This window comes from Paenibacillus profundus, from assembly GCF_021369635.1.
Lineage (GTDB): Bacteria > Bacillota > Bacilli > Paenibacillales > Paenibacillaceae > Paenibacillus_B > Paenibacillus_B profundus.
Window position 1 is genome coordinate 231,822 of the sequence record NZ_JAJNBZ010000005.1, and the last position, 12,632, is coordinate 244,453.

The window sequence follows — 12,632 nt, forward strand, 5'->3', positions numbered from 1 at the left end:
GTGACATCCATTGACAATCAGATCTTCCGAATACTTCTCCTATGCCGGGATCAAATGCAGCGATTACGGCATCGTGAATGTAAACATTAACTCGGGTTTGCTGGAAGAACCTTTCGCGGCCCCGCGCACGCTGCAAGAGGTCAGCATCGGCGGACGCAGCAAGCCTTATTTCCAAGGCATTGCGAAAGACCCGCTCAAATTTCAAGTGTCATTCGCCTTTGAACAGACGTGGGATACGCGGCAAATCCGCGAAATTGCCAGATGGCTGACGGAACAGGATTATTACAAGGAGCTTATCTTCTCCAGCGATCCCGAACGCGTCTTCTATGCCCTTGCAGTCGATGAGCCTACACTGGTACATAACGCGCTGGCGCAAGGCTATGTCAATCTAACGTTCCGCTGCGATTCGCCCTATTCTTACTCCCCTGTCTATTCATCCCCCTTGTATGAATGGCAAGATACCCGTCTCGACCATCGCATCAACGATTTCTCCGCAGGCACGAAGACAGGCCTTGCCGTAGATGCCTCCGGGCAGCTCGTGCTGGACTCCAAGGTGCCGCGATGGAGCGACTATTCCGGCGCAGCCTGGCCGGATATTACATAAGAAAGGAGCACAACATGTCACAACTAACGAAAAAACTGAAGCTGCACATCCCGGAATACACGGATGAGATCTATCAAACGATTCAAGAGCTCGGCGAGAACTTCTCGACCTTGGATAAGGTATCTAAAGATTATGCCTTGTCCCCGCCTGTAGAGGACTTATGGGATCAGAACGATATCATATGGAACTTGAAGCCCGCCATTGGCGAGTATGTCGGCTGGGTCAATACACGTACGGGACGGACTGCTCCTCAATGGGAAGCACTGACTTCCTATCGCAACGGAGACTATATCATTCCGCCTGAAGACAACGGCCATGTGTACACCTGCATTCAAGCAGGCCATTCCGGAGTGATGGAGCCCGTCTTTCCGACCGCTGCGGATCGGGAAGTCCAAGACACGCGCGGCGCTTCCACCTGGCAACGGTCCAAGCTGTATTTTAAAAACGATATCGTCTTCCCGACCGTTGACAACGGTCGTTTTTATGTGTGCATCACTGAAGGCGAAGCCGGAGCGGCCGAACCGGCCTGGAACTTAACGAGCGGCACGAGCATCTACGATAATACCGTGGTATGGCTGGGATATCGCATCGCCAGATGGAAGGAAAGCGGAATATCGGCGCTTTTCAGACCGTTTGGGAAAATTGATTAGAGGTGTGAGCGATGGCGAATTGGCTTTCTTTAAGCAACCTGTTAGGCGTCTACACTTCTCCCCCACTAGATATATCCCTGTATGGAGACGGCGCACTGACGCAGATGACGTGGAAGAGCGATGCTCCTCCGAACTGCAAAGTCCATGTGCAGACCTCCCTCTCGACGGATCAAGGATATTCGTGGAGTGATTGGAAGCCGTGCGTGAATGGCGGCAGCATTCCGGACGCCGAGATCGACACCCCGCTGCACGATACGCTGCTCCGATTTCGGGTCATTATGGAGTCTGATCGATACTCGGTCTCCCCTGCTTTTCGCGAGATCTCCTTTCACTTCGAGCCCGTGGTCGTATTCGACAACAAAGGCGATCTGAATTGCAAGCCGGAGATTTGGATTACGAAGCAAGGAAAAGGCGAGTTTGCCATTATCAATACGTCTCAAGGCAACGCCGATTTCCGGTTTACGGATTTGCTTGATCAAGAAACGGTGTACGTAAACAGCGACCAAGATCATATTGAAACGAGCTTGGCTGCCACCTATCGGTACAGCAGCTTCAATGACAACTATTTAGACCTTCCGCCCGGCAAAAATGTGTTTAAAGTCCGCGGTGACGCCAACTTCCAATTAAGATATCAATTCACACGCATTCAATAAGGAGGTGATCCGATGTTAGGAAATATTGATTTCTTGAAGAAACCGATCAAGCCCCAGCTGTTCTTGGTGAAGCCGAACGGAGAGACGATAAGCAAGTTGAGTGAAGCCTATGATATTAACCAATCCATACTCTTGTCTTCCGTCAATGAACTGTCGTTCAAGCTTCCCTATCAAATCGACATCAATCATAAGCTCGTGAACAACAAAAATATTGCTCTTTTAAAGGAACGTTATCATGTCCAAGTCGTGTTGGGCCAACATATAGAGCGCTATATGATTCATTCGACGAACGAGAACGGCGACGGCGAGACTACTTACAAAGAAATACATGGCTACGCCCTTCCTTATGAACTGCGCGACAAGTTGATTCGAGATTACGCCGTGGAATCGTACCATGCTGAGCAAGTGCTGCGCGACGTACTGACCAATACGGTCTGGACCATCGACTATTTGGATGCGGACTTCAAGCTTACATATCGCGCGTTCGATTTTGGCAATACGACGGTGCTGGATGCAATCTATCAGGTCGCTGAGACGTACAACGCCGTTGTTCAGTGGGATACGAACCGGCGGACCGTATCCATGATGAAGCCCGAACTGTTCGGCATGAACAAAGGGCTGCGATTTTCGTACGGAAAATATTTGAAGTCGCTCGGCAAGGAGTCCAGAGCGGACGAAATGGTAACCCGCCTGAAAGCATTTGGCCAGGATGGACTGACCATCCACAAGGTTAATCCGACCGGACAAAATTATATTGAGAACTTCAGCTACTTCATGTATCCATTTGAACGGGACGCGAACAACACGGTCATCCGCTCAAGCGACTATATGAGCGATTCTCTCTGCCACGCCCTGCTTGACTATGAAGAACGGATCGAGGCCAGAGAAGAGGAATTCGCCAAGCAGCTCGCCGCCCGGAAGCGCTTGGAAGAGAGCCTGACACAGAAGGAAGTCGAGCTGCACAAGCTGAAAAACAACGAAGCCGTCATCACCAACACGATGCTTGCGCAGCAGTTCGACGGCAAAATGTTTTTCGAGAAATATATTCACGATTCTTCCAGCTCGCGCAGCTTCCCCGTGAAGGACATCTATCCTTACGCGGTGCTATGCAAAGTAAGCCCTGCCGCTGGCGTCCAGGTTACGCTCAATGGAGTCGGCAAGCCCGTACAATCCGGCGAATGGGTGCTGATCGGCAAGGTTCATCGGGCGGAGAACGTTACCGTGGAAGTGCGCGGCGGCTCGAATGTCGACGTGTTTCTGCAGGTGGCCAACATTTCGCTTGAGGAACACGACGCCGGCAACAACGAGCGAGAGCTTATCGACAAGTTCAGTCTGGATCACAAGCACATGCAGATGAAAGCGGCCGAAATCGAGCTGGCAAATCTGACGCATGAATTAGAGCAGGTGCAGCATGCGATTGCCGAATTGCAGCAGGACTTCTCCCCCGCGCGCAACTTTACGGATGAGCAGCTGCTGGAACTGAATTACTACGTCATTGAGAAAGAGTTTGCGGACGAAAAATATGTCGAGGAAAAAGACCTCTATCAAGCAGCCGAGAGCAAATTCAAAGAGCTGCAGCTCCCGCAAACCCAGTTCAGCATCGACGTCATTAATTTTTTGGACATCGTGAAAGAGCAGCGTAATTGGGACAAGCTGGTCATCGGCGACTTCGTACTGATTACTTACGAACTGCTGAACATCAAAATAGAGGCGCGAATTTCCGAAATCCGCTACGATTACGAAAATTCGAGCATCCAGCTTACGATCAGCAACGCCAAGGACCTGACGAATGACCAGAAGAAGCTGGAGAAATTCATTTATGACAGCAAAAACACCTCCGTTACCGTGGACAGCAACAAGCACAAATGGGGCAAAGCGGTGGTGGATACCTCAGAAATGAGCAAGCTGTTCGAGCATTTCTGGAATAAAGTGACGAACGATATTAACATGGCGTCCAACGAGTACGTCACGATCGATCGCAAAGGCATTACGATCATCGACCCGCATGACCCGCAGCGCTTCCTGCGGGCGACGCACGGCGCGCTCGGGCTGACGCGCAGCGGCGGCCTCCGCTACGAGACTGCCATTACGCCTGACGGCCTAATCGCGGAGCAGGTGCTCGGCAAGATCATTTTGGGACAGCGTGTCGTCGTGGGCGACCCTGACGGCCTGTTCATGATTGAAGGTCCGAAGCTGACGATATCCGATCGGTGCGAGCGCGAAGTGATGCGGCTTGGATTGTATGACAAAAAAACGGATAAGTTCGGCATGGTCGTAAATCGGTACCGCTCCTCCGAGTGCGCCGACAACACCATCGTGAACCGCACCACGGTCAACAGTGAGGATGGATTCATCATCGAGCGCAACCGCAACGGCTCTTTCGACAAGACCTTCTACACCTCGTCCGATGGCGACCTGCACATGAAGGGCAATTTCCAAGCTGGCGAAGGCGATCGCGTCTTTACCATCAACAAGGATGGCTTGGCTCTGGGCAATTCACGCTGGGCCGATGCCCCCTTCCATGCCGATTACTTCGGGAATGTGTGGATGAACAAGCTGTTCGCCGATGATGCGGAAATTAAAAATTCCTTGTTCAAGGACGGGCATATCGAAGGCTCCAGCTTGAAGATCGGTCAAGGCAATGAAGTATTCAAGGTGTTCCCGGACGAAGGAATATGGGCGGGGCACGACCAGTTCGACAAGGCACCGTTCAGCGTGGATCTGGACGGGAATCTGAAAGCGCGCAAAGCGACTCTAACCGGGGACGCGGGTCAAGTGCTTATCGATACCGACAAAGGCTTCCTCGATTTAGATGCGTTTCAACTCATTGCCGGACAGATAAGCGCCAAAAATATCGATGCCGATTATTTAAATGCAAATTATGGCGTCATTAACGATCTAACTGTGACTCGTCTCGTAACGAAAGATACTACCGATCCATACGGCGTTACCGTAGATTATATCGATATCTCGGAAAAATCCGCGAAATGGATAACTGGCATGCGCAAAGGTTCGGAAGTTCAGGCAAAAACGGCGGATGGCAAGCTCCTTTATTATGAACAGGGCACAAGTAAAAGACTGACCACCGAAGCAAGCACCGACGGGATTTCGAATCTGCCGGCTATGGTTCCTGAATACAATAAACTAACAAAAATGGAGTTGAGCTTTGAGAATACGGGCATCGACTCCTACCCAAGAATTCGAATGGGCGTCGGCGATAACGCAATTCCCGAGAAATCGGGCATCGGCTTCATAGAGAAGAAGAACACAACCCTCGATTTTATCTATTTCACGAATAACTCAGGTCGAGAAGTCAGAATTTCATTAGCAGACTCAGGAATCACCAATTATGTTCAAGGTAGCACATTCAAGGTGGAATCAGATGGCTTGCTGGTGAAGCATCACAACGGCACTCAATTTGAAATTAATAAAGAAGGAACGAACATCCGGATGGTTAACCAAAATGGAAGCAAGGTGGAACTGCAAAGCAACGGTGATATTGTGCTGAATGCAACAGGCAAGATCATTATGACCGGTTCAGAAATAAGACTTAATTAAGCACTTGGGAATTGGGAGGTGGTGAAACGTATGGCTGGAGTCGCGTATTACGGGGCCAGCATTGCTTCAACTGCAGCAAGTAACCACATTAGGATTAAATATTGGCACCCTCGTCGATGCTCGGGCGGATGGATAGATGGAGTATGCCAAGGGTGGACGGAAGGGTATTATCAATATGATAGTATTGACGCTACTATCAACGGAACTGTAAATGGCGGTTCATCAAATGTTTTCGTCAACGGGATGGGTGTCGCTAGACAAAGTGATTCCACGGCGGAAACAGAAACATACTCCATTCCAAGCGGGTGGGATTTAGAGCACTCTGATGGAGGAGGATCCGGAAGCATTACAATTGGGAATTCCAAAAGCGTATTTGTTAACGGCAGTCCAATTGCTGTAGCAGGCAGCACAGTTTCCACTCATGCAGGAGTCTCTACAACAATCAAAGATGGAAGCAGCAATGTATTCATCGGATAAGGAGGTGATAATATGCCAGAGATAAAAACGTACCTGGAACTGAATGATCCCGTCACCACGATATGGCGCAGCGGCACCCCGGACGATCCTTATAAAGACCGGATGGACTCCCTGCCTATCATCAACAATCAGATTACTTTACTTGAGATCCCGTCACACGGGCACAAAGTCATGATTGAGGGCTTCACCGAAATCGACCAAGAGCGGTTCACGAATCGAAGCGCACTCGCGCCTGACGAATTTCTCGTCAACTACTCCAACGGCATCATGCAATTCCATCCCGCCCACGAAGGGAAAACGTTGCTGTGCAAGTACAAAGGGAAAGGGTTCATCCTCTACCCCGCTTCACGCATCTATGCCATGGTCAGCCGGAGTCCCGACGTCGTGCAGACCTTGCAGGATATCATTGACGAGATGCTCCACCGCTTGCAGGAGACCAATACGGCGATTGTCGACTTGAAGCAAGTAATCAAGAACGCTGAGGAAGCCACTCATGCTGCCAACATGGCGTCCGATAATGCGAATCAGGCTGCTGATGACGCAAAGCTGGCCACCGAGAAGGCCTTGCATGCCTATAACACGACGACGCTTGTATTTAAGCCTCCGGTAGCGGATATGAAGGAACTAACGAATACATACCCATATCCACAAGTTGGCTGGACGGTTCAAACCTACAAGGATGGCATGAGATACCGCTTTGACGGCAAGAGCTGGATTCCGATTGATATTTTCGGCAAAAGCATTCAAGTCGTAAGCGAACATGCAGATGGGCTGATGTCAGTCGCCGAACATGTGAAGCTGAAAAGCATCCCCCTGGATGTGAAAGACCGAGTCATCGTATTTTGCTTGCCATCCTCCCTCTTTCAAGGCGTGCAAAGCGTCATTGCCAAGTTCCCTTTCAAGGGCGAGATTACGTCCGTTGAGGCGATTTGCAGCGTTCCCGGCGATTCCGACACGGAAATACAAATTGAGAAAACAGCCGATTTAGTGAAATGGAGCAGCATTTTGTCGCACAACATCCACTTTAAACCGCATGAGTTTTTTGATGACCGGACGTCGACAGTAAGCAGCAGCAACGTCAATGTGGGCGATATGTTCCGGCTGAACGTAGTCAAGCAAGGCGGGAACATTCAAAATGTGACGGTCGAAATGGTCGTGCGCATCTAATCTGGGGACGCCAATCGGCAATAAGGAGGGAAAAAATGAGCAAGCAAGGTTCGCAAGTATGGGGATCGGCAGCGCTTCAAGCACAGCCCATCGTCATCGACAAAACCAATAACCGTCTATCCTTCAAAGTGGATGCCATGGAATATGAAGTCACGATTCCTGATGGCACCTATGAGACCAAGAAGGAATACTTCACTTCCAATCTGATCGTTCCCTTGAATGGAGCATTAGAAAACGCAGGCGCACCTATAGTCGCCAAGCTGGGTGGAGTCCATATGGACAAGCACATGAACGTGCTTGTGCTCGAACATGACGACTCCTCTGCCCCGCATACCATCGATTCGTTCGGCGGAAGCGCCAAGGAACTCGTATGGGGAAGCACAGAGCATACAACCGATCATTCCGGCAGCGAATGAGCTATGTAAGCAATGCACTAATTATTTATAAAAACAAAAAATGAAAAGAGGAATTCATATGACACAACCCATTATTTCTTGGCTTAACAGCACGCATTCGGCAGAGGTAACTGCCCCCTTTGACTTCGGTGTGATCGATGCCGGAGACAGCAGCCGGCCTGTTACTTTCAATATTTGGAACAATAAAAATGGTAAAACGGACGTTTCTAAAATGGAGGATTGCACCATCACAACGCGTGAAATGGAAGGCGGTCTAGAAACACAAGTTGTAAGTGGCAACTGGTTTCACGCACAAGTAGATTCTTTGGGTGAAACAGATATTGCAGATCCCTCTTCTCTTATCGGCAAAACGCGCTTGAAGCCTATTGGCACGACCTGGAGCACAACCAAGGACCATTCCGGGAAAGAACTGACGACGCCGTTAACTCCGGCAGCACAGGAAATACTCGGCGTTAATAATAACGGCAATCCGCTTGATGCGGCAGGCAACTATGTCACCGTCTCGCTGCAGGCAGAAATACCATTGGATGCTTCAAGCGGAAGACAAGACTTCAAAATCCGTGTGTCGTACCGCTACATGTAACGAACGCTTCCTTTCAAGGCGAGGCTGACCGCAGTCTCGCCTTTTTTTATGCTCACAATACAATGGGAGGTTTACTATGATTTTTCATAACCGATACAATCGTTCTCCGGTTCCCCATCAGAGCTTTATCTGGATTGCGGAATATTATGACGGCACCTATTTGTCCGAATATGACTTCGATACTAAAAAAGCGAATAGCTTTTATCACATAGATAAACACAAATTAACGAGATTCGGCTTAATCGGCCACGGCTCACAAGTATACTTCGATGTTGGCAACGGAGTTTTTACAATGAATGACCATCGGCTCATGGTATCTTACCAGACCAAACAGCATGAGTATCCCCTAACCGGAAGAGCTTTTCTATATAACGACATCATCACCTATAAAGACGCTGTATCCGATGTGAATTTACTGTTGGCTGGCGCCAAGCAGGGACGCTTCAACGATCAGATCGTTCAATATAATTTAGGCTACAAAAAAAATATGGCGTTGCTGGATGTGAACATTAACTTTCAGTGCCTGTTGTCTATCCCCTACAACGAAGCTTCTTTTCTGGCCATTAAAATTACTTCCGATAAAGATCTTGATGGAAAACTGATTATACGCCGCAACGGATTAATTGTGGATGAGATTCATGCTCCGCTCAAAGCGCAGCATGCAGGAATGATGAATTGGGAAATTAGATAGCGAGGTGACATGGCAATGGCTACACAAGAGATAGGCTTACCTATTAAGTTCGAAACCGGAACGTTCAACAATACTATCGTCAAAGATGGAAAGCTGCAATTGGCTGAACTCAAAAAAGACGACAAAAGCAACATCGTCTATGCCCCTTTTGGCTTTTGGGAATCGCAGCTTATTCTCATCCAAGACAAAATCACTTCCTTCAAACGAATCGCTAAAGATATTGAAGTGAAAGGCGATGCAACCTATAAAATCTATACCAAATCCTCGGTGGATGGCACGACATGGACTGAATATGCAGAAATCGATAATGCCGATGGCAGTACCCACTCCCCTGCCGCCAAATACGCAAAAGTAAAAGTCGAGATTATTCCCCCACTCATTGGCGCGACCTTTACCGTGGATGAGTTCACGGATGCAGGGAAATATGCCAATGAATTCGTAAATTCGGACAACGGCGTTCTTGAGCTAAAGAAGCATTATCGCTATAAGTATGCGAAGGATGAATCGTGGAAAGATGAAGGTGTGGTTTTGAGGAAGAAGATTCCGAGTAGTAAGTTGAAGAAAATTGATTTGTTACGAGTGGAGGTGTAATTATGCCTGTTCCAGCGACTAAGGGACAATTAAGAGAAAAAGTGCGAGATATGGAGATCGGTGATTATATCGTTTGGAGCTACCATAACAATGACTATTATGAATTTGGCACAAATACTTCAGGATATGTCGAATGTCCCTTGGAAGGTATTCCAAGCGGGCAAACCTCTAAAGGAAAATACTGGTACGGAATAAAGGTAGATAAAGGCTTACTGATTTCAGACAGAATTCTTAGGAATCAATGGTCTTGGGACTATTTAAATAGTCTGAAGAATATAGAAGGAACTACTATCACAATTTCTAATGTACAGGGCATTGTTCGTTCTCCTACAGGCGGTGTTGCTTATGCGGATGTTAACGGGAATACATCATTAACCGATCAAGGGTACGGTGGATGGCCTTCTAATAATGAATGGGATACATATATAGTTAACAGCTCTCTCAATGGCACTATTACTGCTGGAGATGATGCAGTATGGCATTGGAATAAAATGTTTTCATGGTGTCAAGAAACGCCCGTTAATGGATTGATATATAGAACCACAACGGCAACAAACACAAATAGGATTAGACGAGGCTACGGGGTAGATATGACAAGCCCAGAAAGATTATCTTTCGGCCCATCTTCTCAAGCTGATGTTTCAGTTGGTTTCCGTCCAGTATTTGAATATAAAGAGTAGAAAGAAGGTGATTAGATGGCTAAGGTTGGTGAACAGTTAAAGAAGCCAGAGGCTGGTTGGAAGCGATATGATGATAGTGATGGTGCAATTAGTTATACTCCTTCTGATGGTTGGAGGAAAGCAACATTAAACGATCATTACCTTGGATCTTCATCAGGCTCATTAACTAATTCGAATGGAAACAAATTTGTTTTTTCATTTGTTGGTACAAAACTGAGGTTAATACTATCACACTCAAATACATACACAGATAAAATACAAATTACTATTGATAATGAGATTATAGAGTTTTTCAGTGCAAAGTCATCTTCATTTATACATCAAATTCTGTCATATGAAAAAACCGGATTAAGCTATGGAAAACATTATATAGAAGTTACTACTGTTAATAAACCATCTAATAGTAGTGGATATGACTTTAGATTTGATGCATTAGATATTGATGAGAATGGGCAACTTCTCCATCCAGACGAAGTTAGTTCTATTTCAAAGTTAAAAATAGGTAAAAGAATTCGTTGTCACTATAAAGCACTTGCTAATATCTGTGGTACGTTTTCTGGATTAGGAAAAGAAACATCCGATTTTATATCTACAACATCATCTGCAACGCCAGACGGTGATTTTTATTTTATTTGTGTTGACAAGGATCATCTTGGAAGATGGAAATTAATCGCTGACAGAAACATACAATATTCTATTTCATGGGATACATTAAATAGTGCTGGAGTAGCTAGTGGTAGTGGTTTGCCTGTTGTTTTGGATAAAGACTGTTTAACCGCTCTTAGATTAATAAAAGGTGGAATTGGAACTGATAAAGATAATGAATGGGATAAATATATTTTAAGTAGTGATTTAAATAGTTCAATTATTGCAGGTGACAATAACGTCTGGAACTTCAAGCATATGTATTCATGGTCAAGTAGCACTTTTGGTACTTACGTTGAAAGACGTACAGTAAGAATTGATAACTTGTCTTCATATGAAGACCCAAAAGGGACTATTAAAACTGTAGGGTTTAGACCTGTATTACTTTTAGTAATAAAATATTGTAGAAATATTATTTTTCACGACAATAAATACAAAACTTACGACAACGAATGGAAGACAATTTCAACAACTTTGCCTTCAAAAGATACTTTTATGAATGATGGTATTAGTGATTTATCTACTCTGGATAGAAAAGAACAAATTGTTACTCTTCCTATGACATCCTCTGGTTTAGGTGAAGGTAAATTGTTTAAGGCAAAGGTTGATTACAAAAAACACTTTGATATTAACCGTATTAATGTGAAGTAGGACTGAATTGGTTCTACTTCTTTTTATATTGAATAACGATTTTATTTAGATGGGATGGTGATAGGTATGGCTAAGTTTGGAGATGTATTGCTTCAACCAGAATCAGGCTGGAAAAGGTATGATGATTCTGATTCAAATATCATTTATGAGGGAAGTGGATGGGAACGACACTCGAATAGTGCATACTACAATGGCTCCCGTCATGCATGTTCGAGAACATCCATCAATCCAAAAATCAAGTTTAACTTTATTGGGAGCAAATTAATATTAATTAGCTCTCTATATTCTTCATATTCGAATAATATAGAGATTAAAATTGATGAAATAATTTATGAAACTAGTCAAGTGAGTAACGGGACTTATAATCAAGCAGTCTTTTTTATTGTAGAAGGATTGAAATTCAAAGAGCACTCAGTTGGAATAACAAAAATCAACCAAGGAGGATGGGAAAATGACTTTAATTTTGACGCGATTGATATAGACGAAAATGGACAACTGAAACCATATAACCCCATAGAACACAAGTATCTAATTCAATCAAATAGTGGACAGTATCTGTCATTTGAAAACCAAGTCGCTTCAACAACAGCAATTCCTAAAATGACATCAAATTCAATACCATCTGGACGAGCATTTGCAAAAGATATCTATTCTGCTCCCTATGATGCGTGGAAAGCATTTAATCAAATCGACGATAATGATGGATATTGCTCCAAAAATGGTAGTGCTGGAGTTGGTTTTCTTGGATACGAGTTTACTAATGACATTCCTATTTTTAAGTACACATTAAGAAGCATGAATTCATCTGCTGTCCTTAATACAATGCCAAAAGACTGGACTTTTGAAGGAAGCTTTGATGGAGATAAGTGGTATGTATTGGATACACAGAAAAATCAAACTTGGACTACTACAAACACAGACAAAGATTACTACATCAGCAATCCGAAATCCTATAAAATGTATCGTTTGAATTGGACTGCCAACAATGGACATACAGGGTATACAGGCATCAATGAACTAAAGATGTATAGTGGTTCGAATACGGCCTCACAGATTCCATCAATAAATGAAAAGTATTTTACGGCGTATGGAATGAACAAAATAACTCAACAAACTCTTAAAAGTGATTATGATCAAGTACAGTTAATCTCTAATAGAGAAAGTAATCTGAACGAAGGAAAAACATTTGAACATGAGGTTGATTTGAAGAAATATGAGGTGAATAAAATAACTCTTGGAGTATAAAAAACTTTACAAAGGATGGTG

Annotated in this window: 13 protein-coding genes; all 13 read left to right on the forward strand. The window is 45.2% G+C overall.

The window, feature by feature from the left end:
- The first annotated feature begins 10 nt into the window (after nucleotides 1–10).
- The 13 genes from LQV63_RS09835 (at nucleotide 11) to LQV63_RS09895 (ending at nucleotide 12,611) form a co-directional block, all read left to right on the forward strand.
- Complete coding sequence (locus tag LQV63_RS09835) at nucleotides 11–604, forward strand: distal tail protein Dit (RefSeq protein ID WP_233696546.1); 594 nt, start codon at nucleotides 11–13, stop codon at nucleotides 602–604.
- Nucleotides 605–618: 14 nt separating this feature from the next.
- Nucleotides 619–1,254 (forward strand): hypothetical protein, encoded by a 636-nt coding sequence (locus LQV63_RS09840; RefSeq protein ID WP_233696547.1) that lies wholly within the window; start codon nucleotides 619–621, stop codon nucleotides 1,252–1,254.
- A gap of 11 nt (nucleotides 1,255–1,265) precedes the next feature.
- The gene (locus LQV63_RS09845; RefSeq protein ID WP_233696548.1) at nucleotides 1,266–1,907 is read left to right on the forward strand and encodes a phage tail family protein; all 642 of its coding nucleotides are present in this window, start codon (nucleotides 1,266–1,268) and stop codon (nucleotides 1,905–1,907) included.
- A 12-nt stretch (nucleotides 1,908–1,919) separates the two neighbouring features.
- Entirely contained in the window at nucleotides 1,920–5,465 is a 3,546-nt protein-coding gene (locus LQV63_RS09850) for a phage tail spike protein (RefSeq protein ID WP_233696549.1), read from the forward strand.
- Between the two features lie 30 nt (nucleotides 5,466–5,495).
- A complete protein-coding gene (locus LQV63_RS09855; protein ID WP_233696550.1) occupies nucleotides 5,496–5,942 on the forward strand; it encodes a PAAR domain-containing protein in 447 nt (148 codons plus the stop codon).
- A 12-nt stretch (nucleotides 5,943–5,954) separates the two neighbouring features.
- Entirely contained in the window at nucleotides 5,955–7,109 is a 1,155-nt protein-coding gene (locus LQV63_RS09860; RefSeq protein ID WP_233696551.1) for a hypothetical protein, read from the forward strand.
- Between the two features lie 35 nt (nucleotides 7,110–7,144).
- On the forward strand, nucleotides 7,145–7,525 hold the full coding sequence (locus LQV63_RS09865) for a hypothetical protein (protein WP_233696552.1): 381 nt from the start codon (nucleotides 7,145–7,147) through the stop codon (nucleotides 7,523–7,525).
- A gap of 58 nt (nucleotides 7,526–7,583) precedes the next feature.
- Nucleotides 7,584–8,108, forward strand: a complete 525-nt coding sequence (locus LQV63_RS09870) for a hypothetical protein (protein WP_233696553.1) — start codon at nucleotides 7,584–7,586, stop codon at nucleotides 8,106–8,108.
- 76 nt (nucleotides 8,109–8,184) lie between these two features.
- Complete coding sequence (locus LQV63_RS09875; RefSeq protein WP_233696554.1) at nucleotides 8,185–8,799, forward strand: hypothetical protein; 615 nt, start codon at nucleotides 8,185–8,187, stop codon at nucleotides 8,797–8,799.
- 15 nt (nucleotides 8,800–8,814) lie between these two features.
- Nucleotides 8,815–9,390 (forward strand): hypothetical protein, encoded by a 576-nt coding sequence (locus tag LQV63_RS09880; protein ID WP_233696555.1) that lies wholly within the window; start codon nucleotides 8,815–8,817, stop codon nucleotides 9,388–9,390.
- 2 nt (nucleotides 9,391–9,392) lie between these two features.
- Complete coding sequence (locus LQV63_RS09885; RefSeq protein WP_233696556.1) at nucleotides 9,393–10,070, forward strand: hypothetical protein; 678 nt, start codon at nucleotides 9,393–9,395, stop codon at nucleotides 10,068–10,070.
- A gap of 15 nt (nucleotides 10,071–10,085) precedes the next feature.
- Entirely contained in the window at nucleotides 10,086–11,366 is a 1,281-nt protein-coding gene (locus tag LQV63_RS09890; protein ID WP_233696557.1) for a hypothetical protein, read from the forward strand.
- 66 nt (nucleotides 11,367–11,432) lie between these two features.
- Nucleotides 11,433–12,611, forward strand: coding sequence for a hypothetical protein (locus LQV63_RS09895; RefSeq protein WP_233696558.1), 1,179 nt, complete (start codon nucleotides 11,433–11,435; stop codon nucleotides 12,609–12,611).
- Nucleotides 12,612–12,632: the final 21 nt, after the last annotated feature.